Raw genomic sequence first — 24,081 nt, 5'->3', positions numbered from 1 at the left:
TCACGACCATGGTGGCGCTGCCATTGTGCACAGGTATACCGTACAGTCCTTCATCCCACTGATTGATCACTACTTCCGGATCGTCATACCTGATCTCTCCGTCGGTATCCAGGCTTTCGTATACCTTGTCAGCCATCATCAGGCAACAGTAACTTTCATAAGCAAAGCCTTTGCTCTTTAGTTTATCGGTAATTGCCCAGTTATAGCAGGCTTCGTCTTCATGGATAGCTTCTTCGTACGCCTCGAATTCCTCCGACTGAAGCACTTCCTCCGGCAGTTTTTTCCCAAAAAAGCGGGCATGCAACTCCTTGAACTTTGTTAACTCCATTTGCTTATTCCCTATATTCTCCTACCTGAGGTTCTCTATCAAAGGTAATTCCCTGTTTTAATCTAGCGCATAATATCGGTATCAACCGGAACATAGCCCAGGTGCCGGCTCAGCGACAGAATCTGGCCTTTGTGGTGATACTCATGCGTGATGACGTGGGTAAACAGCTTGAGCAGGTTTGCTTTGGTACTCGTATCGTTGATACTGACCTCCAGGTTTGTAAGATAACTTCGCCCAAAGCTCGCAACAAATTCCTCTACCAGTTTATCTATCTCCTGGAACAGTAGCCAGGCATCTTTAATGTTCTGAACAGCTTCGTAGGATGTAAATGCCACCTCCTTTTGCAGCGCCTGCTCACCAAGCCAGAATTCATAGGTATTCGCGATATGCTCCAGCAGGTTCCGGATGCTTCCTCTCCCAAATTGAGCTGTTTTCCTGGCAAAAGTCTGCTGCTGATATGGTTTCACAGTATTGCAGGAGCACTTCCCGCGATCCTTTCACCCAATCATACTGCAGCGACATAATGCTTTCCATACCTATCTTATTAAATCACGGAACTATCTGTCGAACAAAAGGCGCTCTCCTTTCTTGCTCTCATCGAATGTGCCGTTGGCAAAAGCAAGGTGCCCGGAAACCAAGGTATGGGTGATGGTACTGCTAAAGGTATGGCCTTCGAAAGGTGACCAGTTGCATTTATAGTAGGTATTGTCTTTGGAAACGGTATAAGACTTGTTCAGGTCTACCAGCACCAGGTCAGCCCAGTAGCCTTCACGGATGTAGCCACGTTCGCGTACGTTGAAAAGGATAGCTGGCGCGTGTGCCATTTTCTCCACCACTTTCTCGATCGTCAGTTTGCCCTGCTTTACGAACTCAAGCATCATCTGCACGGAGTGTTGTACCAGCGGCACGCCACTTGGTGCCTGCTTGTACTTGCCCTGCTTCTCCTCCCAGGTATGTGGGGCATGATCAGTGGCGATCACATCGAGTTTGTCATGCAGCAGTCCTTGTAACAGGCCTTCTTTGTGACGGTGCTCTTTTATAGCCGGGTTGCACTTGATCTGAGTACCGAACTTGTCGTAGTCTTCTTTATCAAACCACAGGTGGTGTACGCATATTTCAGCGGTTATACGCTTCTGCTCCAGCGGAATGTCATTGCGGAACAGCTTCAGTTCTTCTTCCGTGGAGATGTGCAGGATGTGCAGTCGGGTATTATGCTTCTCAGCCAGCTTTACGGCCAGGTAGGATGATTTAAAACAGGCCGCTTCGTTGCGAATCTCCGGATGGCACTTCACAGGTATATCCTCGCCGTACTTCTCTTCATAGATGGCCATGTTATCGCGAATAGTCTGCTCGTCCTCGCAATGCACGGCAATCGGCAGTTTGGCTTTCGCAAAGATTTGGTCCAGCGTCTGCTCATTGTCTACGAGCATGTTCCCCGTGGAAGAACCCATGAAAATCTTGATGCCGCAAACCGTGTTTGGGTTGGTGAGCAACACCTCCGCCAGGTTATCGTTGGTGGCACCTATGTAGAAGGAGTAGTTTGCCAGTGAGGTCTCAGCGGCAATCTTATACTTATCTTCCAGCAGTTCCTGCGTTATGGCATTTGGCACCGTATTCGGCATCTCCATAAACGATGTAGTACCGCCTGCCACAGCTGCTCTCGCCTCAGTCTCGATGTTTGCCTTGTGCGTGAGCCCCGGCTCACGAAAGTGCACCTGGTCATCGATGGCACCGGGAATCAAGTGCAGGCCGGTGGCGTCGATCGTCTCGTCGGCTTTGGCTTCTATACCCTGTCCTATCTGTGCGATGCGGCCTTCTTTTACCAATACATCGGCTGTGGTGGTGCTTCCTTCGTTTACAAGCTGTGCGTTCTTTATCAGGATAGATTTCATGCTGCTAAGGTATGTGCTAGACAAAGTTAACACACATTAGCAAAGTTTCCCGCACAAAAGCGCCTGATTGCTATACCTTGAAGATAAAAACTATACCTCCCGCAATTAAGGCTGCATCAGTTTGCCGATGAACAGGATGGCACCTGAGGATTTTTCGCGGATCATGAATACGAAGGGGCGGTCTACTCGGTAGCTGGCTGGCATAGAAGTCAACTCTATACCCACTGAGGTGACAGCTGCGGCTTCTGTGCCTTCTTCATTTACTTCCACAAAGGTTTTGTGCTTCACCTGTGAGATCGCCAGGTTATTATGCCCCTCTACCATGCGGCTGAAGTCCGCCCCACCCGAAAAAGCGACGCCCATACCCAGGTCGATCAGCATGGCGTTCAGTTCTTCTTCGTACTCCATTTTAAACTTAGGCATTTGCAGCTCCCAGCTTACCTTGCGCCCATCTGCAAGCCACCTAGACAAGTTGGCTGGGCTTAGCTGCGGAATAATGCTCTGCACGCTATTTTCTCCGCTTGGCATCACAATCGTCATGCTGTACTGCTCGTTCCCGTAAGGCAGGTCAATCATGTCAACGGTGTTGTCGCGGTAGTGCAGATATTCGCCCTTCTTCATGGTCATGAAATCATGGGTGACACTGCTGCCATTTTCAAGCAGGAATTGCCCCGGCTTAGTGAGGTTTTTATCGAAAGGATAGGTCCAGGTGCCTTTAAAATAGATGGCATTGATCAGGAACAAAACCTGATCCCGCTTTATCTCATCCAGTATTTTATCAATCTTATTGTTGGTGCTGTTCTTCACCCAACTATTGATCTGCCCAACAGAGGCGGGCGAAGCAAAATCTAGACCTTGCACCGTGGCGTTGAAATACTCTTTGTTCGTCTTGATAAAAGGCGCCTGAAGCCGTACCAGGTTGCTATGCCAAAGGGAATTGGCTGAGGTAAAGATCACTTTCCTGTCTATACCTTGCAACAGAGCAATCAGGTCTTTAAAGGATTTGTTAATGTCTTCATCAGAGGCTTCCTCAAAACCTAGCGTTCGTCCGATGGCTTGTTTTGTCTCGCCATCCGCCCCGTTGAAAGCCATGGTCAGCGCCATACTGATGCTGAGCGGCGAGATGAAAATATTTTCAGCCTCTTCGGCTTTGCTGAGCTCCGCAAAGGACCTAAAAGCAAAGTCATTGGAGCTGGTTACCGTTTTCTGCTCCTGCACCGTCAGCGGACGGATATTGGGTGTGTTGGGTCCTTCGTCTACCATCTCTTTTTGGCAACCCGAAAATATACTCATTGCCACAAGGGCTATACTTGACAATAATATGCTTTTGCTCATGGGGAACATTGGATTAAGGCCTATACCTGAAAGACCCTAATGGGGGTGAGATGGTTGCATGCGTTGTTTTACCTTATCTTATTCACCAAGGGAAACATTGTGGCCCAACTGCTCCCCCACCATACTCCAGCACTACCTGATCTGTATATAGCACATAAGTACAGCTGTCATTGTAGTTCGCTCTCAAGCTATCAGGTATAGGCTCATCAAACAGGTTATAGAAATACATGCCCATGCCACTACGCTGAAAACCGATATTAAAAGGAGTGCTGTTTGTTACAGAAATGCAGCCAGCTTCATCCAATTTTGCCTTGAGGGTCTTTAATGTTTTACGTGACCAGCCTAATGCAGTAATCATAGAGTCAACTTTTAATGATTCTATCTCCAGGTCCCAATTGTTATCACGCAATGTTTTTCCTGTAACCTCATCTAAAGTGGATATATGAAAAATAATTTAGCTTTTGATTGTCAGTAAACTCAATTTTGACGGTATGATGGGCAGGTACAATAGATTGATAATATGATTTGAGTGCATGCATTTCAGCTCGTTTGAGATCGTAATGCTCGATCAGCTCCTCCTTTGTGTAGTCCCTGTCAAAGGCTCCAAAGGCAGACATGATCATCAGAAGGACACTTATGTAACCAATGAAGGCTATACCTGCAAAAATAAGAACCCACTTAAGAATCTTTTTGAACATACATTAAACTGAATGGCGCTTTCAATATATAAGATTCAAGATACTACAATTCCGTAACAACACATCCAGCTTTATCCCCCTCCCACAAATTTCCCGTACCTTTGCATATCAACACGATTAGAAATACCATGCAGAAGAAGCCGAGAAAGAAATAACTACGTTTGAAGATTTTAAGCTGAACCGACAGCTGCTCAACGCCATCGAGGAGGCCGGCTACGAAAAACCGACGCTATCCAGCTCAAGGCTATACCTGTGATCATGGGCGGGCACGATGTGATGGGCATTGCCCAGACCGGCACCGGCAAAACCGCAGCCTTCCTGCTGCCTATCCTGATGAAGGTGAAGTATGCGCAGGGCACTAACCCGCGTGCCGTTATCCTGGCCCCTACCGCGAGCTGGCCATGCAGATCGAAGAGAATATCACGCTGCTGGGTAAGTACACAGACTTGCGCCATACCGTTATTTATGGCGGATTGGGCCCAAAGACTCAAATTGAGACCATCAACAAAGGTATTGACATATTGGTAGCCACACCGAAGCGACTGATGGAGCTATACCTGAAAGGCGAGCTTATATTAAAAGAGATCAAAACGCTGGTACTGGACGAAGCCGACAAGATGATGGACATGGGTTTTATGCCGCAGATTCGTCAGCTGCTGGAAGTTCTGCCGCGCAAACGCCAGAACCTGCTTTTCTCAGCCACGATGCACCCGAAGGTGGTGGAGCTGTCCGAGGAGTTTCTGGAGTTCCCGACCCGCATTGAGGTGACACCACAGGCTACGCCGGTGGAAACGGTGAGCCAGGTGCTGTACCAGGTGCCCAACCTGCGCACCAAGATCGCCATGCTCGAGCACCTGATTCAGGACAGAGAAACTTTCAACCGTGTAATCATCTTTACCCGAAGCAAGAAAAACGCTGAGAACGTGGCCAAATTCTTAGAGCGCCGCGAGTACGGCGAAGTACGGGCCATCCACGGCAACAAGGGCCAGAATACACGCATCAACTCCATGGAGGCTTTCAAGGGAGGCGAAGTCCGCTTCCTGGTAGCAACTGATGTGGCATCCAGAGGTATAGACGTGACGATGGTGAGCCATGTGATCAACTTCGATGTGCCTTTTGTGTACGAAGACTACGTGCACCGCATCGGTCGCACCGGTCGTGCTGAGAACGTGGGCGCCGCCATCACTTTTGCAAACCCTGCGGAGATGTATCATATCCGGAAAATCGAGAAACTGATCCGGATGCAGATACCAGAGGAGCCGATGCCAGCTGAGGTAAAGATTCACGACATCACGTTTGAGGAGCAGCAGGCGATTGCCCGTGACATTGACCACCAGAAGCGCAGTGAGAACCCGGACTTTAAGGGTGCCTTCCACGAAAAGAAAGCTATACCTAAGAAGCGACCTGATAGCAAGCGTGACCCCAGAGCCTCGTTCTGGCAAAAAACGAAAAAGAAGAAAAAGAAATAGCATGTGCACCCTGTCCGATAAGGCAGGGTGTTTTTGTTTACAGATACTCGAGCGCTATTTCCTGAAAACGGTACACCAGGCCTGTCAGAACAAAGCCCCACATGGTGCCGCTCCAGAGCATGTGCAGGAAGATCTGCCGACGTGGCACGCCGAACACGGCAGCTACTATAGTACCGAAAACGGGTGTAAGAAAAAGCGGCGTGAAGAAGGCAACGCCTACAACGCCAAAGTTGCGCCAGATGCGCACCACCCGGCGGCTCCGGCGACTGAATACAGGTCTGTTGTAGTTTCGGCGATAACGGGAGTACCATCGGGCTGCTTCCCTCCCGACAAACGAAAACACCAGCACGCTCGTCATCATACCGGCTACGGTCAGGAGCACGGTTTCGAGGTAAGCCATCCCCAGCGACATACCTGCCAAAGGCCCACCTATGAACTTGACCATACTGATCAGGTATACCGACATGTATTTAAGAAGCTCCTCCACTACCTCTTCTGAACGCTGATGCGAGTTTAAAATTTTGAAGGCACTAAGCGCCCAGATTCATTTTCATTTGATACAGGTCGATTCCCTTCGCCCAAAAATTCTGCTCCACCTTCTCCAGTTCAAAGCCGAGTTTTTGGTAAAACGGATACACCAACTGACTCGTCCGCACCTGCAGCCACTGCATTCCGGGCATTTCCTTTAACTTGTTGATACGAAACAAGGTGAGCTCCCGTCCTATGCCTTTGCCCTGAAACGCAGGGTGTATCAGATCCCAGGACAGTCTGGCCCAGGTATGGCCATCGAAGTAATTGATGCCGCCGGCACCTACGACTTGCCCGTCCTGTTCTATTACATAGTAGTCTTCAAGACGCTCATGCAGGTATAGCACAAAGTCATCTTCCTCTTCAGGAGCAAAATAAGTTGGCGTATTGAGCCGCAAAATCTGCAAGAGTGCCTCCTGGTCGGCTGAGGTATAGGGCCTGATCATGATGAACGGGCATGGCTACACCTTCGGACCGAATGCAAGGTCGCCGGCATCGCCCAGTCCGGGAACGATATAGAAGTTTTCGTTCAGGTGATCATCCATAGCCCCCAGCCAGATGTGCGCCTCCGGAACCTCCTGCTGTATGTAAGCTACTCCCTCCGGAGAAGCGATGGCAGCGGCAATGTGCACCTGCACTGGTTTGCCGTGGCGCAGCATGCCTTTATAAGACTTTACCAGCGACCGACCGGTGGCCAGCATCGGGTCGGCCAGAATCAGGATCTTGTCGTGCAGGTCCGTGGAGGCCAGGTACTCCATGTTGATCTGCAGCTCGGTGTTTTGCTCCTCTACCCTATAAGCGCCTACAAATGTACTGTACGCCTTGTCAAAGTAGTTAAGCATGCCATTGTACATTGGTAATCCGGCTCTGAGGATAGTGGCCAGCACAGGCTGCGCCGTCAGCAGCTGGGTTTGGGTAGTAGCCAGAGGCGTTACGATGTCGCGGTTTTCGTAAGGAAGCGTTTTGGATATCTCGTAGGCCAGCAGCTCACCCAGGCGCTCCAGGTTGCGGCGGAAGCGCAGGCTGTCGTGCTGCACCGATACGTCGCGCAGTTCGGCTACAAAATGGTTGGCAAGCGATGGGGCTGCTGTGAGTATGTGCAGGTTATCTTTTTGCATGAGCATGGCTGTTTTTAATGACCTAAAGATAAGGTCTTTCGGGCGTACGGCAATCTCCGGCTGCCAAAAACGTTGAACTGTGCAGACCCCATATCTGTATAAGTCTGACCTATACGTGCTTTCGGTAATCTGCATCATGCAATTTCATGTGTTTTTGTTAATATTGTGAATTCTAAATAAGTACCTTACAAATCGCTTTCCCCTGATTAGAACTTTCCTCTTATGAGAAATATATTTGCCGCCATGGCACTTAGTCTGCTGGCTATACCTGCTGTGCAGGCGCAGGATGTGTATGTGCCCTACGACCGCGACACCTATCACCTGATAGACCGCTACCAGATCAAGCTGGGCTCAAAAGTGCCGCAGATGCACACCAATGTACGCCCGATCGGTCGCAAAGAAGTAGCTGAACTAGCTGAGGCTGCCATTGGAGAACCTCGCTCCAATGCCGACATGTTCAATATCCAGTACCTGCTCAACGACAACTGGAACTACACCACCCAGGCAAACGATAACATCAGCGAGCGCCCAATCTTCAACACGTTCTACCGTAACAAAACGGATCTCTACCACTACGACTCCGAGGATTTCACCCTGCGCGTAAATCCGGTACTGCACCTGGAACTCGGCAATGATAGCGAGAGCAGCGGCGTTCGTTACGTCAATACACGCGGTATCCAGCTGGAGGGTAGCATCGACAATCGTTTCGGCTTCTATACCTTTATCGGAGAAAACCAGGCCCGCTTTGCTGATTATGTGGAGGACCGCATCCGCCGCGACGGAGTGGTGCCGCACGAAGGACTCTGGAAAACCTTTAAAGGCGACGGCTACGACTTCCTGACGGCACGCGGCTACATGAACTACTCCCTCTCGAAGCATGTGGAGATACAGCTGGGCCACGACCGCCACTTCATCGGCGACGGCTACCGCTCACTGGTATACTCCGACTACGCTCCGCCGGCTTTCTTCCTGAAACTGAACACCCGCGTTTGGCGCCTGCACTACATGAACCTGTTCCAGGAGCTCACCGCCGACTACCGCCGTCGTGGGGGTGGAGACCGCCTGTTGCCTAAGAAGTATATGGCCTTGCACCGCCTCGGCATCAACATCACCGACAACTTTAATGTGGGTTTGTTTGAGCAGATCATCTTTGGTCGTGAGAGAGGCCGCTTTGAGCTGCAGTACCTCAACCCGGTGATCTTTTATCGCAGTGTGGAGCACAACCTGGGCAGCCAGGACAATGCCATGCTGGGCCTTGATTTCCGCTGGAACCTCTTCAACACAGCACAGCTTTACGGCCAGCTGGTGCTCGACGAGTTTGTGCTCAACGAAGTAACAGGCGGTAATGGCTGGTGGGCTAACAAGCAAGCCGGTCAGATCGGCGCCAAGTACATCGACGCTTTTGGTCTTTCTAATTTAGACCTGCTGGGTGAGGTGAACATCATACGCCCCTATACCTACCAGCACCGCGACGGCAGCTCCAACTACCAGCACAACCGCCAGCCGCTTGCCCACCCAATGGGCGCCAACCTGTATGAATTTGTAGGTATAGCCCGTTACCAGCCGCTGCCGCGCCTCCAACTGGTAGGCAAGGCCATTGCAACCCGCTTCGGCCAGGACGAGATCACGGCAGAAGGCGACACCATCAACTGGGGCAACAACGTGAACCTGGACTACAACTCAAGGCCGTTCAACTACGGCCACGAGATCGCGCAAGGCATCACCACCAACCAGCTGCACCTCGACCTGACGGCCACTTACCAGTTCAAGCACAACCTGTTCGTGGACGTGAAGGGCATCATCCGCCGCACTGAGGCTGATGTAAGCTCACTTAGCAAAAACACGGTGTTTACCTCTGTAGCCTTGCGCTGGAACATTGCGCAGCGACTGCACGAATTTTAACAGACAGGTATAGCTATACCTTGAGCGGGGAGTCTTTAGAAATAAAGACTCCCCGTTTTCGTTTTAAAAGCTCGCTATACATACCTGTCCTAATTTAGCTATCTTTGCAGCGGCTAAGCATACGGCAGGTATAGCGCGGCCTACAATATTGTAATTCATTAATACTTAAAAACTTCCGGCAAGCTACTCGTGTGTTACGGGGAGCAATCGGGGCAGCCTCCTATACCTGTAACAGGTAGGGATGGCCTATATCAACATGAAGACTTATCTCCGGATACTGCAGTTCGCAAAGCCATACAGTCGCTTTGTGCCGCTTTACACCATCTATACTATACTGGGCATCATTTTCGGCCTGCTCAACTTTACGCTGCTTATTCCGCTGCTTAATGTACTTTTTGGAACTGTAGGCGCTGACGAGGCCGTGACCATGGTGACGACCAAGCCAGAATTCAGCCTCTCAATCGAGTATTTCAAAGACTTCTTTAACTTCCACTTCGGACAGGTCATTCTGGAGCAGGGACGGCAGGGGGCGCTTCTTTTTGTCTGTATAATCGTAGTGATTTCTGTTTTCCTGGCCAACCTGTTCAAGTACCTGGCTTTTCGGGTGGTAGGTGCGTTGCGTGCGCATGTGGTGAAGAAAATTCGCCACGCCACTTATGAGCGGGTGACGCAGCTGCACATGGGCTATTTCAGCAACGAGCGCAAAGGTGACCTGATGACGCGCCTTACCGTGGACATTCAGGAAGTGGAAAACTCGGTGGTGAACACGATGACGGTGGTTATCCGTGAACCAATTTCTATTATCGCTTTCTTTGTCGTGCTCTTTACCATGTCAGTGAAGCTCACGCTTTTCACACTAATCCTTCTTCCGCTCTCTGGTATACTCATCGCAGGTATAGCCAAGCGCCTGAAGCGGGCCGCGCAACAAGGCCAGGAGTCACTGAGCTTTATACTCACCATTATCGACGAAACGCTGAGCGGCATCCGGGTGATCAAGGCTTTTAATGCTGAGCCGTACATCCTGGACAAGTTCCATGACCAGAACAGTCGCTATGCCCGCTTACAGCGCTCTATTGCATACAAGCGCGATCTAGCCTCTCCATTCTCGGAGTTCATGGGTGTAACGGTAGTTGCCTTGCTCCTGTACTTTGGCGGCACCATGGTGCTGAACCAAGAATCTGACCTAAGTGCGGCGGAGTTTATAACTTACATCATCCTGTTCTCGCAGGTGCTTGTACCGGCGAAGGCCATGTCTGCAGCGTTCAGCAACATACAGCGCGGTTTGGTATCCGGCGACCGCATTCTGCAGGTAATCGACACGGAGCCACAGGTAAAGAACAAGCCAAATGCGAAGGTACTGCCGGAATTCCGTCACGAAATCGAGTTCCGGGATGTGAGCTTCAGCTACGGCGACCATGTTGTGCTGCAGGACATCAACCTCAGCATTGAGAAAGGCAAAACCGTGGCACTGGTAGGTCCATCCGGTGGTGGCAAGTCCACTCTTGCCGACCTGATACCGCGCTTCTACGACCCGACTGCAGGAGCCATCCTGATTGACGGACACGACATCCGCGACTATACCATGGAGTCGGTGCGCGATACGATGGGCGTGGTAACGCAGGAGTCTATACTTTTCAACGACAGCATTTTCAACAACATCGCCTTTAACAAAACCGATGCTACGGAAGAGGAAGTGATCGCAGCTGCTAAGATTGCCAACGCGCATGAGTTCATCGTGAAGACGCCTGAAGGTTATCAGACCATGATCGGCGACCGCGGTAGCCGCTTGTCTGGTGGACAGCGCCAGCGCCTTAGCATTGCAAGAGCGATTCTGCAGAACCCACCGATCCTGATTCTGGACGAAGCTACCTCGGCGCTGGATACTGAATCGGAGAAACTAGTGCAGGAAGCACTGACCAACCTGATGAAAAACAGAACCTCGATTGTAATTGCGCATAGACTGAGTACTATACAGCACGCCGATGAGATTGTAGTATTACAACAGGGCCGCATCGTAGAGCGTGGCAGTCATGAGGACCTGCTGCAGCACGGCGGATTGTACGCAAAACTTACACAAATGCAACTGGTATCATAGCAGCACTTAGTGCTTTTGTGTTACCAACCATTGCTTTAAATTAAATTTTAGTGTTAACGTTTCGGTATATTCATATTTTTTTATAGCTTAGCCCGATACAGTTTTGCACCAAAATCCAACCTTGAAGCATGAAAGAACTTAAGACACTCTCTGATGTGGTCGTTTTTTGCTACGCTATGTTTATAGCACTTTTGCTAACAGACTTGCTAGACCATAAAGCCATATTTGAGATTGCGACTGAAGAGCAGGCGCTCACCCTTTACAAAGCACTCGGAGCAATAGGCGCCGGATTAATGCTGGTAAAGTTGTTAATTGGAAAACTTTACATTACGTCGCTCAAATACGACAGGCACATGGCTCAGGTGAAGATCAACGAGCTGAAGGCCGATCTGTATGAGCGCAAACAAGCATACAGAAGCAACAGCTACAAAGAGTCTGTCCGGATGGAGATGGCTGTAGCGAGCAACTAATATAATACATGACCCAGATCATACTTCAGGAGCTGCAGGAAGCGCAACAGACGCTCAACAACTTTATTGCAGACCCTAATAATATTGCCGCCATCGAAAAAGCGGCCAATGCCATGGCTGATGCTGTAGCAGCAGGTGGTAAGATCCTTTCGTGCGGCAACGGTGGCTCCATGTGCGACGCCATGCACTTTGCAGAAGAACTGACAGGACGCTACCGCAACAACCGACAGGCTATACCTGCCATCTCCATCTCCGACGTGAGTCATATGAGTTGCGTGGGCAATGACTATGGGTACGATCATGTTTTTTCCCGCTACATCGAAGCTTTAGGTAACAACGGCGATGTGTTGCTCGCCATCAGCACCAGTGGTAACTCTTCCAATGTGCTGAAAGCCGCCGCAGCCGCCAAGTCTAAAGGCATGACTGTAGTTGGTCTTACTGGCAAAGACGGGGGCAAATTAGCCGCCCTTTGCGACGTGGAAGTGCGCGTTCCACACCAGGGCTATGCCGACCGTGTGCAAGAGATTCATATCAAAGTCATTCATATTCTCATTCTTCTCATTGAAAAGAGAATCTGTGCTTAAATAGTAACAGGTATAAGACATCGCAGAGCACGTAGTTTCAGGTATAGCTATACCTGAAACTACGTGCCCTTTGTTTTGTACCCTCTTTATAAAGCATGCTCCAAAGTAAGAGTGCTATACTTGCGTTTCATACAATCTGATAGCCGGTTGATTGCTGTTTGCAGATAACAGTAAAACTACATTTTGTATTTTTACCCCATCGACTCGGAATCAATTGGCAGTGGCCAATGTTGCGAATCTGAATTATCAAAATCGCATTTATAGATCAACATCTAACCCCTATGCTTATCAAGACGTTTGGCAGCGCCGTACAAGGCGTGAACGCCTATACCGTAACCGTGGAAGTGAGCGTGAGTGCCGGCGCAAAGTACTTCCTGGTGGGCCTACCCGACAATGCCATTAAAGAAGGCGAACAGCGTATCGAATCAGCATTGGCTCAGTACGGCTACAAGCTTAAACGCCAGAAAACCATCATTAACATGGCACCTGCCGACATCCGGAAAGAAGGTGCTGCCTATGACCTTACCATCGCGATGGGTATGCTGGCTGCCGGTGGACAGCTGGCCGCTGATAAGCTTTCACAATACATGATCATGGGGGAATTGTCACTCGACGGTTCGCTCCGTCCGATCAAAGGTGTACTGCCTATTGCCATCCAAGCCCGCAAAGAAGGGTTCAAAGGCATCATACTGCCAGCCCGCAATGCCCGCGAAGCGGCGATTGTAAATAATCTGGATGTGATCGGAGTTGAGAATATCAAAGAGGCTATCGACTTCCTGAATGATGAGCTAGACATCCAACCTGTAAAAGTAGACACACGCGATGTGTTTCAGAACTCGGCTAACCAGTACGCGGCCGACTTTTCGGATGTGCAGGGGCAGGAGAACATCAAGCGGGCGCTGGAGATCGCCGCCGCCGGTGGCCATAACGTCATTATGATAGGACCTCCGGGAGCGGGCAAAACCATGCTGGCCAAGCGACTACCTTCTATCCTCCCGCCACTGTCGATGCATGAGGCGCTGGAAACAACCAAAATACATTCCGTTGCAGGCAAGCTGGGTGAAGTTTCTTCGCTGCTTTCTACGCGTCCGTACCGGGCACCGCACCATACTATATCTGACGTGGCACTGGTGGGCGGCGGCGGTATACCCCAGCCCGGCGAGATCTCCCTGGCACATAATGGCGTACTGTTTCTGGACGAACTGCCGGAGTTCAAACGCACTGCACTGGAGGTAATGCGTCAGCCACTAGAGGAGCGTCGCGTAACCATATCAAGGGCCAAAACTACCCTGGACTTTCCGGCTAACTTTATGCTCATTGCCAGCATGAACCCGTGTCCATGTGGATTTTACAATCACCCCGAGAAAGAATGTGTGTGCGCCCCTGGTCTTGTGCAGCGCTACCTCAACAAGGTGAGCGGCCCGCTGCTCGACCGTATAGACCTACATGTAGAGGTAACTCCTGTGACTTTTGATGAAATGACCGCGACCCGCAAGTCGGAAGACAGCGAGACCATACGACAGCGCGTAGTACGGGCGCGCGAGATTCAGCGGGAGCGCTTCCATGAATTTGACTACATGCACTCCAATGCTATGATGCCCTCGCAGATGGTGAAAGAGATCTGTCAGATATCTGATGCCGGACGCACGCTACTGAAGACCGCCATGGAGCGTCTTGGGCTTTCGGCCCGCGCCTACGACCGCATCCTGAAAGTGAGCCGCACCATCGCCGATCTGGCTGATAGTGAAGATATTAAAATTGAACATTTAGCAGAAGCTATTCAGTACCGCAGCTTAGACAGAGACGGGTGGGCAGGCTAACACACCTTAAAACGCAACTATCTATATATTAAATACTTACGAAGTTCAACATCCTAAATAGGTGTTGAACTTTTCTTTTTAATGCCGTTTTAATTTGCATTTTCAATTGCACTGTATCCAAAGCGAAATCTTAAACTTTTTTAGACTTTTCTTGGGAGGCTGCGTAATATGGGACGTCAGGAACTTAAACCGAAGAAGACAAGACCTGGCGGTAATACACTTAACCTACTAACCATTTACTACTATGAAGAAAAGAATTTTAATGCTCGTTTTAGCCATGACCACAGTGGTTGCGGCACATGCACAGGGCCCACGATTAGGTATCAGGGCGGGTGTGAATTATGCTGGCTTTGGCGGATCTGATGCCGATAACCTTGATCGCATCTGGGGGGGACACGCTGGTCTGACCGCTAACTTCCCACTATCGGTTGACAACTTTTTCTCGATACAGCCAGAGGTGCTTTATTCTATGAAGGGTGCCGAAACCAGTGCGGATGATGTGAAGTGGAAAATCAATTACCTGGATGTGCCGGTGCTAGGCCGTGTGAATGCTGGTCCGCTTTATTTTGAAGCTGGCCCACAGGTGTCGTTCAGGATAGGCGGTGAAGTGGATTTGAATAACACGACTATTACCGAAGACTTAGATGACTATAAACGTACTAGTTTTGGATATGCTGCCGGTGTTGGTTTGCAGGCTACTCCGCTAGGCTTAAGCATTGGCGTTCGTTACAATGGCGATATTTCTAAGCTTTATGACAACACAAACATAGGCAACTATCGTAATGACGTATTCATGCTGACGCTCGGCTACCTGTTTGGCGGCAGATAAAAGCGCTATTAGTACAAAATAAAACTATATTACTGAAGCCCCGGTTTTCGTCGGGGCTTCTTCTATAGGAGGCATCCGCGTAGCTCCTGCTATATATCGGCTTCACCTCCTCTCTACTCACAGATTCACTACTCTCACCAAGATCTTGGAACAAACCGACTGATCGGCTGTACTAGAGTGTAGTGCAACTGTTCTAATGAAAGAGAAAGCAGAAGCAGTGAAAAAGAGTGCAATAACTAAAAAATTATTAAGCTGGTTTTCAAATAGATGAGACATTCTACTCAAAAATACCCCCTCCACTTGCTCAATAATAATATTGTTCTGCACGTATATTGCTCAGATTATACCAAAATAACCAATTCCAAATTATGAAAAAGCTATTATTCATGTTCGTGTTTGCAGTAGCTACTGCATTTAGTGCCCAGGCACAAAACGCAAGCTTCGGTATACGAGGCGGTGCGAATGTCTCTAACCTGTCAGGCGACCTGCGTGACGAAGACCGCTTCAACAACAAAGTCGGATTTCATGCAGGTATCATGGCCAACTTCGGCATTGTCGACAACTTTTTCTCGATACAGCCTGAGTTGCTATACTCTGTGAAGGGCTTTAAGAATGAGGATTCTGAGTTCAGCCTTCTCGGTCAAACCAGAAGACGCGAAGGCAAGGTAAACTACAACTATCTGGATGTTCCTGTGTTAGCCAGAATTAAGGCTGGCCCGCTATACTTCGAAGCAGGTCCGCAGGCTTCATACCTGCTGAGCGTGAACAATGAAACCAGAACGTACATAAACGGTACGCTGCAGTCTACTAACCGGGACGAGAAAAGCAAAGAAGGACTTTCTGAGTTTGAAGTAGGCTATGCAGCCGGTATAGGTTTCACTTCTGCTAACAATGCTATCAGCTTCGGCGTGCGCTACAACGGTGCCTTCAGCGACTTCGTGAAGGAAGATGTTAACTTTGACGGCGACCTGACCAATGCCCGCCACTCTACCTTTATGGTAACAGTAGGCTTTGCACTTCCAACTAATCGCTAACCATCTTTCCCAATAAGAAAGCCGCCGGGTGCTGAGCACCTGGCGGCTTTCTTTGTTTCCGGCTATACCTACTATACTTATGGCTTAACTAAATGCCGCCCTCAGGAGTACTATTAACAACAGCTCTATACCTAATTTTTTACTATACCCGAAACTATGAAAAAGATCATACTCCTGACAGGCCTGTTTCTAGTAACATCGCTTTCGGTGCAGGCTCAGTATTACCGCTACGGCGTAAAGGCTGGAGGCGGCTTCTCTAAAGCAGTTGGCTCCGACGCCCCTTCCGACCAAATCAACCATCTGGCTGGTATACACGGTGCTTTTGTGTTCGCCTACGAGTTTGCCTCCCGCTTATCAGTACAACCCGAACTGCACTTCAGTCGCAAGGGCTTTACCTACGACAACTATACCTTAAACACAGCTGCTGAGACTGCCCTCACCGGCGACCTCCGGCTCGATTATATAGAGCTTCCACTTATGATCAAGTTGCAGAAAGCAGCTTTGTTCGTAGAAGCCGGTCCTTACATGGGCTACCTGCTCAACGTCGGCAACAAGGTCAACATTGTCAGCACCGACCCTTCCATTGATCCTCCTGTAGTATTCGGGCGCGAAGATTTCAGCCGTGATGACTTTAACGGCTTTGATGCCGGCTATGCTATAGGCGGCGGCTTGATGCTCGAGAGTGGTTTTTTCCTGAATGTCCGCCACACAGCCAGTCTGCGGCCATTTCCTAAAGCAGACCTGAGCCAGCGCAACCTTGTGTGGCAACTCTCTATTGGCTTTTTGGTGCCTTCACGCCGGCCAGGCAACTGGTAAGGTCGGTTTGCTATACCTCAGCTATACCTAAAAACAAAGCAGCCCTGCTACTTCAGTTAAGTAGCAGGGCTGTTCTTATTTAGCGAAGATGCTTACTTGCTCATCTCTGCATAGTATTTATAGAACTGCGGGATCGTCTCTATGCCTTTCATAAAGTTGAATACCCCGAAGTGCTCGTTTGGTGAGTGAATCGCGTCCGTATCCAGACCAAACCCCATCAGAACCGAATCCAGGCCAAGCTCAGACTTGAACATAGCCACAATCGGAATGGAACCACCGCTGCGTACTGGCACCGGCTTCACTCCAAAGGTTTCTTCGTAAGCTCGAGCAGCTGCCTGGTAAGCTACCGAGTCGGTAGGCGTCACCACTGGTTCACCACCGTGGTGCGGACGAACTATCACTTTCACACTTTTAGGAGCAATGCTTTCAAAGTGCTTTTTGAATTTCTCTGTGATTTCTTCAGACGTTTGGTTCGGCACCAGGCGCATCGAAATTTTGGCAAAGGCCTGTGAAGGTATAACCGTTTTAGCACCTTCCCCGGTGTAGCCGCCCCAGATGCCATTTACATCCAGTGTTGGACGGATGGAGTTGCGCTCCATGGTGGTATAGCCTTCCTCGCCATGCACATCCGGCAGATCAAGCGCCTGCTTATACTTATCGAGACTAAAAGGAGCACGGGCCATCTCGGCTCGTTCCTCCTGGCTCAGTTCCTCCACATTGTCATAGAAGCCAGGTATGGTGATGTGATTATTCTCGTCGTGCATCGACGCGATCATCTGGCACAGGATATTGATCGGGTTCGCCACCGCACCGCCATACAAGCCGGAGTGCAGGTCACGGTTCGGACCAGTTACCTCTACCTCCACATAACTCATGCCGCGCAAACCAGTTGTAATAGAAGGCGTGTCGTTGCCCAGCATACCTGTGTCAGATATCAGGATCACATCGGCTGCCAGTTTCTCTTTGTTGTTTTTCACGAAGGTAGCCAGGTTGGCAGAACCCACTTCTTCTTCACCCTCGATCATGAACTTCACGTTACAGGCCAGGGCGTTGTTCTGCATCATCACCTCAAATGCCTTTACATGCATGTACATCTGACCTTTGTCGTCGCAGGCACCGCGGGCGTATATTTTACCGTCCTTGATTACAGGCTCAAACGGAGGCGAGTGCCACAGCTCGTAAGGGTCGGCAGGCTGCACATCATAGTGGCCGTATACCAGCACCGTTGGTAGGCTTGGGTCTACTACTTTCTCGCCATACACAATCGGGTAACCGCCGGTTTCGCACAGTTCTACCTTATCAGCACCAGCTTCGCGCAGCTTTAGGGCTACAAAATCAGCTGTGCGCAGTACATCTTGCTTGAACTTCGGATCAGCGCTTACAGAAGGTATGCGCAGCATGTCCAGCAGTTCGTTTATAAATCGGTCTTTGTTGTCAGTGATATATTGATTCATAGTCTAGATAAATGTCCTGCCTTAAAGGTACGAAAAAAGCCACCCTTCGGAAAGAGTGGCTTTTAGAATGCTTATCCCTGCGGACTGCTATACCTATTTTCGCAGCCCCAACTTAATGTTGGCTTTGCTTTCTTCGCCGTTGATCAGGCGATTGATGTTCTTACGGTGCGTTAAAACCACCACGGCAAATACCACAAATCCGAATATGATCAGGATCGGGTTATCAGGATGAAAGCGTGGCAGCAACAGCAGTATCGGGAATGCCAGTGCCGCAATCATAGATCCCAGTGATACATACCTGGAGGTAAAGAGTACAATCACAAAAATAACCATGCACATCAGCGCCACTTCCAAGTGTATGGCCAACATCATACCTAGCAAAGTTGCCACTCCTTTTCCGCCCTTAAAGCGCTCATACACCGGAAAGATATGTCCTACTACTGCCAGTGCGCCCATTGCCAATTGATAGATAATCAGATCTTCGGCGGGCACTGCGTTGAATATCACCAGTAAAGCTGCCAGCGAAGTAGCTACCCATCCCTTAAAGATGTCGATCAGCATCACGATCGTGCCCGGCTTTTTGCCCAGCACCCGGAATGTATTTGTTGCTCCGGAGTTACCACTACCGTGCTGGCGAATATCAATTCCGTAGTAAGCTTTGCCGATCCAAACGGCGGTAGAGATAGATCCGATCAGGTATGCTACTATAAATAAAGCGGCAATTAAAAGTATGTTCATGACGCGTGTGTCAGCTTTTTGTATGCATTAACTATACTTAACAAAGTTAAGTGCAGTTTACGTGTGTTTTTTTAATCTAAAAGAACCCAAATATAGGTACTTGTTAATTTAATATCCAAAAGAGAGCTATCTTTCCCTATACGGCCGGAGTGCAGGTATCGGTTATTGCCAGCCTTCCTCCTCCTCCACATTTCCTTTTTTCTTCTTCTTTTTCTTTTTGGTGTCTTCTACTTCATCTTCGGCAACATTAAACCCACCCTGCTCTGCTACTGGTGCCTGAGTTGCCATCTTGAATGCGTCTTTACCGTTCAGGTAGTCGTGTTTGAACTGATCCACAAAACGGTTTTTGTCGATGTTCTCGCCCATGTACATGCCGTACTTGCGGCTGCGGCCACCACTGGCTTTGGAGCGGATGGTCTTGTTCAGGTCAGCGTCAGACGACACAATGACCAGCCCGTTTTCCAGATAGCTCATGAATACCCAGGTATATGGATCGGCCTGCAGGTATAGGTTCACCACCGGTTCTCCGTTAAGGTCCTGCTTAATCTCCATAAAGCCGTCCATGTCAGCCCCTATTTCCTCCTTCAGCACATTAGACAGGCCTAGTTTTCCTACGCTGTACCAGGCATTGGTCTTGTTGGACCAGCGCAGGTCTACGTTGTGGAACACCATGCTGCGTACCAACTTGTTCGAAAGCTTTGGCAAAGTGATCAGTCCGCCTTGCTCACGGTAACGCTGCGCATCGCGGTTGCCGATGATGTTACCCAGTTTGTAAAGCATCTCTTCAGTACTTGTCTGGTCACCGCCTCCGCGTATAGCAGTTTCGTTTAACTTTTTGCCAAGCGCACTGATCACCTGCGAGTGCATGTTCATGTCAAAGGCCATCAGCGCATCAACAGCATAATAGCCGCTGTCAGCTTTGGCTATGCCTGTACCTGCCGACTCTATTCCAAAATCCTTCAATGAGTTTACCAGGTTAAGCTTGCCTTCAAACGCTACGGTTTTAGTGCCTTCATTGTAACGGAGTTCGTTGCCTTCGTAAGATCCGGCAGCTGATCGGGCCGCATCAGTGATCTTAAACTCGCTGTTTGCCTTATCATATGACAGGTCGCCGCTTACAGTGAAAATGTCCAGGTCATCGTCGTACTGCTTTTTCGAAACAAAGGTATTGTAAGGCTTAAACGTACCACGTGACAGATGCAGACCAGTGTACAGTTGGTTGCCGTCCGGGGCCTTCTGCTTCATGATCGGGATGCGCACATTGTCAGGGTTCAGGGAGTCACGCTTGAAAGGGAACCAGTCTGAATCTTCCTCGTTTCCGGTGAAGTTCAGCTTTAAATCGCCGTCAAAGTCCATGTGCGGACGGTAGGCGTACATCTTCACGTTGCCTCTGTAGCGGATATGCGGAAAAATGTAGAAGTTGTCAGTATCACGAACCAATGCCTGCGCATAGGTCGTATTGATATTTTCCTTCTTCTTCAGTTGGTGCTGCTTGTACACGAAATCTGCAAACTGTAGCTTAAATGAATCGGAAGCGGCATTCTGATAATCATGCACGGCTGTACCACTGAAGGCGTTACGTGACAATACGTCGATGTTGCCGGAATACAGTTTGTGGAACTGCTGCAGGGAGTCGGCCATTACACGTGCATTGCGCAATGTAGTAATGGTAGCACCTGCCGCTACGGCTACTTTACCACTGTCAGGTATAATGTGCACGTCACCTACCGGTATGTAAGGCACACCGCCAGCCAGAATGGAGTTTACTTTCAGGTCATACTCACCTGTAGCTGCGCTGAAGTAAAGGCCGTCCTGCTCCGGATGCTGAGAGTAGAAGTAATTTTTCCCTCCTGCACCATCGGCTGCCAGGCTTACCTTTTGCTGTTTCATGTCCCAAGTAGCGCGGCTCATCGAAGTCTTGTACTGCGCTTTCGGGAATTCTATACTGGCTACGCCCTTCTGCTCACTGCCAAACTCCACAAAGCGTTTATCCAGATCATAGCTGATAGCCATATCTGTCGCTTTCATAGCCGGCTTACCTTCCACATCCGACTTCACTATCATCTGTGCATTGTTGCCTGAAAGGCTACGTCCTTTGATGGACAGCTTCTTCGACACGATGTTGGCATCGGTATTGTCCATTTCACCATCACCGTACAGGCCGCCCGGTGAAAGTTTAGCCGTGCCCGTAAACCTGAACTCCTCTTTGTAGATCTTCATCGGGTCTTTGGCAGAGGCCATCACGTACATGGTGTCCTGCTTCGGCATCCAGATCATTTCATAGTGCCCCAGGCTTGCCACCGGGAAATTGGCTTCTCCCCCCCCTGTTTCCATTTTTGCGCTGGCCCCTTTCTGGGTCACTACTTTATCGAGGTAGTAGGTATACTCCGGCGCTTCAAAGGTCGAGGTCAGGTACTTGAGTGTGCCCCGACTCTGTATACCTTCGGAACTCATCATGATGGTGTCGTAAGCTATACCTTTACCGCCAAAAGCAGGCAGTCCCTTCGGCCCTGGCTGATAGTAGAAGCCAAGGGTCTCGTCCGGCATCATGGTCAGCTTGGTCTTGATCGGCGGAAAGATACTTCCGGAATGGAAAGTACCACTGAAGCCTATCATACTTTTACCCTTGCTCAAACTGTCGAGTTTATAAGAAGGGATATCGAAATAAACGGTGCTGTCATAGGCTCCTCCCAGTACATCTGGTCTGGCAAAGGCTACCTGCCCACCCATTGGCGAGTCGAATTTCGGATACTCCGGATAGTGCTTGCGGCCGGATTTATTGTTTGGCTTGTTGATGTAAAGTTTACCGGACATGTTACCAGACCGGCTGGTCATCACCTGCTCCAGTTCTTTCTTCTTGCCTACCGTGCGGCGCTTCTTCGTTACAAAGGCTACCGTGTCCAGTTTCTGCATATCGATCATGAACTCATTGTAATCGAACTTGAACTGGGAGCCTCTGAAATTAAGGCGGCCGGCGTATAGCTTACCCCCAAACTCCATGTTGCGGTTGTCAAGCAAATGCACAATGTTGCTATCAGGCACTGCATACACCGTAGAAGAGTCGTTATTGAATGCCATCTTCTCTACACCACGCACCGTCAGACGGTTACTGCTCAGGTTTAGGGTAGCATTGCGGCCGGATGGTACCACTGACTTAATCACCAGGTGGTCATAGTCGCTCAGGTTCTGAGCCGAGCCCACGTAGTGCCAGGCTTTTGGTTTGAGCGAAATAAAGTGCGATTGCCCATCGTAGGTCAGGTAACCTTCCCGGGCCAGGCTGATCGCCGCTTCCTGCACTGCTTTCTCGTTCAGTTTCGATGCCTTCGCTACATCATAAGCATAGAAGTCGTTGGTCTTGGCCTTAGCGGCATAGGATACCAGCACCTGCAATGGGTGGAAACTGGCCACACCCACCAGCTGCTGAAAGCGCATGTTGGAGAAGTACTGTGCCGACTCTAACTGTACCGGTATCAGGGTTTTGGTGTTCAGGATCGAGAAGTTGATGTGCGGCGTACCCAGGTTCCAGGCAAGTCGCTCGGCTGTGATCTCAAACTTGTGGTAGCTGTCGTAGAATGGCGTCTTGCTATACACGCCCTTGTCGCGGGTAAGTACCAGTTCACGGGTTGGCTTGGAGTAGCGCAACTGCATGGCCGGATGCGTCAGCGAGTCTCGACGTTGATTTTGGTAAATGGCCACATAGGCTCTGTTAGCGAAGATGATGGAGTCGTTCAGGTTGTAGTTGTGCGCCATCGACCGGAACTTCTTCTTTCCGTCTTCCAACACGGCCAGTGCCGACACACTGCCATCGAGCGGCTTACTTCCAATCAGGTCACCGGCCAGCGTGAAGCCCCCGGTATAAACGATATCCTTGCCCAGGCTTTTCACTTTCGCATCATTCGTGAATGATGCGAAGCGTGGGTAGGATTTCTCCCCATTAGTGCCAGCTTTTGAACTTCTGAACTCAAAAACACCCTCAATCGGCGCATCCAGCACCGCATTGTAGGTAATGGTCGCGTCAGGCACTTTAAAAGCGGCTGCTGTTATATCAAAATTGAAGGCTTTGAAAGCGGCTGAAACAGGCTTGCCGTCCACTTCCCACGAGAATGACCCGCCTTCCCCTACAAACAGGTTATTGGCCAGCATCAGGTGTCCGCTCGTTTTCATGATTGCGGTGGAGTCATGGATAGTGGCAAAGCTCAGGTTGACGTTCTCCAGTTTCAGTACCGGTCCGCTTACCTTCGGCTGGGCAGGTATGAACATTTTTTTAAAGTCATCGCGGCGCTTCTTCTCAGCTACCTTCGGGTCTACTTTTTTGGCTGCGGGCTTAGGCGTATCCCAGGCATCACCCCAGTCGTCGGCGGTGGCCTCGCTGCTTTCGCCAGCTACCTCATCATCCCACGAAAAGCTATCCCAGTCACTCACCTCCGCAGACTTTTCTTTATCTTTTGGAGCCGCCTTTCCTTCATAGGCAAAGCTTACGCTGCCGCCTACGGTGCGCAAGGTATACTGCTTGTTCTGGTACAGTATACCGGAGCTCAGGTAGCTGCTGCTGGTCTGAAAGAAGCGATCGAGTGCTATACCTTCGTCCTGCTGCACAGCCTTGGCCACTACTTCCAGCATGTTGTCGATCTGAGCGCCGCGCATGTTGTGATGGTTCACGGCCCCTACCAGCATCTCGTAAAAATTCTCATAATGCGGATTGACGCGCATCTTCTTGCGATACATCAGCTGTGAAATGTCAATCACCTGTTGCTTCTGTTTATCGGAGAGTCGCTGGTTGCCCCACACGCTTTCCAAGGCAGCACCGAGAGTTTCAGCATTTTTGGCCTTCCCGGTCACCAGCATGTTTTTAGCATCCGTGATATACTGACCTGGGTCAGTAGACAGTTTTGTCTGGGCTTGTGCTGCGAACACAGCCAGAAAAAATAAAAAGGGTAGAAGTTTATATTTCATAGGTCGGAAGGATTTCGA

General features: G+C 49.8%; 19 protein-coding genes and 1 pseudogene. 9 read left to right on the top strand and 11 right to left on the bottom strand.

Features of this window, described 5'->3' with window-relative positions; genetic code table 11:
* The 5 genes from O71_RS08830 to O71_RS08810 form a co-directional block, all read right to left on the bottom strand.
* Nucleotides 1-328: hypothetical protein (locus O71_RS08830; protein WP_007655656.1), on the bottom strand; the 328-nt coding region annotated here is incomplete at its 3' end.
* A 62-nt stretch (nt 329-390) separates the two neighbouring features.
* On the bottom strand, nt 391-795 hold the full coding sequence (locus O71_RS08825) for a DinB family protein (protein ID WP_007655655.1): 405 nt from the start codon (nt 793-795) through the stop codon (nt 391-393).
* A 90-nt stretch (nt 796-885) separates the two neighbouring features.
* Nucleotides 886-2,220: a dihydroorotase gene (locus O71_RS08820; protein WP_007655654.1), complete on the bottom strand. Its 1,335-nt coding sequence runs from the start codon at nt 2,218-2,220 to the stop codon at nt 886-888.
* 105 nt (nt 2,221-2,325) lie between these two features.
* Nucleotides 2,326-3,513 (bottom strand): serpin family protein, encoded by a 1,188-nt coding sequence (locus tag O71_RS08815; protein ID WP_192811658.1) that lies wholly within the window; start codon nt 3,511-3,513, stop codon nt 2,326-2,328.
* A 124-nt stretch (nt 3,514-3,637) separates the two neighbouring features.
* Entirely contained in the window at nt 3,638-3,913 is a 276-nt protein-coding gene (locus tag O71_RS08810; RefSeq protein WP_155800729.1) for a hypothetical protein, read from the bottom strand.
* A gap of 491 nt (nt 3,914-4,404) precedes the next feature.
* Here O71_RS08810 and O71_RS08800 point away from each other — a divergent pair.
* Nucleotides 4,405-5,722 (top strand): annotated as a pseudogene (locus tag O71_RS08800) (DEAD/DEAH box helicase).
* 37 nt (nt 5,723-5,759) lie between these two features.
* Here O71_RS08800 and O71_RS08795 read toward each other — a convergent pair.
* Genes O71_RS08795 through upp form a run of 3 tightly spaced genes read right to left on the bottom strand, consistent with a single transcriptional unit; the run spans nt 5,760 to nt 7,374 of the window.
* Nucleotides 5,760-6,209, bottom strand: a complete 450-nt coding sequence (locus O71_RS08795) for a small multi-drug export protein (protein WP_007655646.1) — start codon at nt 6,207-6,209, stop codon at nt 5,760-5,762.
* Nucleotides 6,210-6,252: 43 nt separating this feature from the next.
* Nucleotides 6,253-6,696 (bottom strand): GNAT family N-acetyltransferase, encoded by a 444-nt coding sequence (locus O71_RS08790; RefSeq protein ID WP_007655644.1) that lies wholly within the window; start codon nt 6,694-6,696, stop codon nt 6,253-6,255.
* A 15-nt stretch (nt 6,697-6,711) separates the two neighbouring features.
* Entirely contained in the window at nt 6,712-7,374 is a 663-nt protein-coding gene (gene upp, locus O71_RS08785) for a uracil phosphoribosyltransferase (protein WP_007655643.1), read from the bottom strand.
* Nucleotides 7,375-7,590: 216 nt separating this feature from the next.
* On the opposite strand from upp, the gene O71_RS08780 reads away from it, so the two are divergent.
* From O71_RS08780 to O71_RS08745, 8 genes are all read left to right on the top strand, one after another.
* Nucleotides 7,591-9,270, top strand: a complete 1,680-nt coding sequence (locus O71_RS08780) for a hypothetical protein (protein ID WP_007655642.1) — start codon at nt 7,591-7,593, stop codon at nt 9,268-9,270.
* A 256-nt stretch (nt 9,271-9,526) separates the two neighbouring features.
* The gene (locus O71_RS08775; RefSeq protein WP_040574049.1) at nt 9,527-11,365 is read left to right on the top strand and encodes an ABC transporter ATP-binding protein; all 1,839 of its coding nucleotides are present in this window, start codon (nt 9,527-9,529) and stop codon (nt 11,363-11,365) included.
* Nucleotides 11,366-11,493: 128 nt separating this feature from the next.
* Nucleotides 11,494-11,835, top strand: a complete 342-nt coding sequence (locus O71_RS08770; RefSeq protein WP_007655640.1) for a hypothetical protein — start codon at nt 11,494-11,496, stop codon at nt 11,833-11,835.
* An 8-nt stretch (nt 11,836-11,843) separates the two neighbouring features.
* Nucleotides 11,844-12,419, top strand: a complete 576-nt coding sequence (gene lpcA, locus O71_RS08765; RefSeq protein ID WP_007655639.1) for a D-sedoheptulose 7-phosphate isomerase — start codon at nt 11,844-11,846, stop codon at nt 12,417-12,419.
* 281 nt (nt 12,420-12,700) lie between these two features.
* The gene (locus O71_RS08760) at nt 12,701-14,239 is read left to right on the top strand and encodes a YifB family Mg chelatase-like AAA ATPase (RefSeq protein ID WP_007655638.1); all 1,539 of its coding nucleotides are present in this window, start codon (nt 12,701-12,703) and stop codon (nt 14,237-14,239) included.
* A gap of 244 nt (nt 14,240-14,483) precedes the next feature.
* Nucleotides 14,484-15,068 carry a porin family protein gene (locus tag O71_RS08755; RefSeq protein ID WP_155800727.1) on the top strand — a complete coding sequence of 195 codons (585 nt, stop codon included), beginning with the start codon at nt 14,484-14,486 and terminating at the stop codon, nt 15,066-15,068.
* A 368-nt stretch (nt 15,069-15,436) separates the two neighbouring features.
* A complete protein-coding gene (locus O71_RS08750; protein WP_234986457.1) occupies nt 15,437-16,102 on the top strand; it encodes a porin family protein in 666 nt (221 codons plus the stop codon).
* A gap of 156 nt (nt 16,103-16,258) precedes the next feature.
* Complete coding sequence (locus tag O71_RS08745) at nt 16,259-16,918, top strand: porin family protein (RefSeq protein ID WP_007655633.1); 660 nt, start codon at nt 16,259-16,261, stop codon at nt 16,916-16,918.
* A gap of 92 nt (nt 16,919-17,010) precedes the next feature.
* Here O71_RS08745 and O71_RS08740 read toward each other — a convergent pair whose 3' ends face one another.
* The 3 genes from O71_RS08740 to O71_RS08730 form a co-directional block, all read right to left on the bottom strand.
* Entirely contained in the window at nt 17,011-18,372 is a 1,362-nt protein-coding gene (locus tag O71_RS08740; RefSeq protein ID WP_007655631.1) for a dipeptidase, read from the bottom strand.
* 93 nt (nt 18,373-18,465) lie between these two features.
* Nucleotides 18,466-19,110, bottom strand: a complete 645-nt coding sequence (gene plsY, locus O71_RS08735) for a glycerol-3-phosphate 1-O-acyltransferase PlsY (RefSeq protein WP_007655617.1) — start codon at nt 19,108-19,110, stop codon at nt 18,466-18,468.
* A gap of 162 nt (nt 19,111-19,272) precedes the next feature.
* The gene (locus O71_RS08730) at nt 19,273-24,063 is read right to left on the bottom strand and encodes a hypothetical protein (RefSeq protein WP_007655616.1); all 4,791 of its coding nucleotides are present in this window, start codon (nt 24,061-24,063) and stop codon (nt 19,273-19,275) included.
* Nucleotides 24,064-24,081 lie beyond the last annotated feature (18 nt).

The sequence above is a fragment of the Pontibacter sp. BAB1700 genome (assembly GCF_000277005.1).
GTDB classification, from domain to species: Bacteria; Bacteroidota; Bacteroidia; order Cytophagales; family Hymenobacteraceae; genus Pontibacter; species Pontibacter lucknowensis.
The sequence above is the reverse complement of the archived record's forward strand: the minus strand, read 5'-3'. Positions and strand labels throughout refer to the sequence as shown.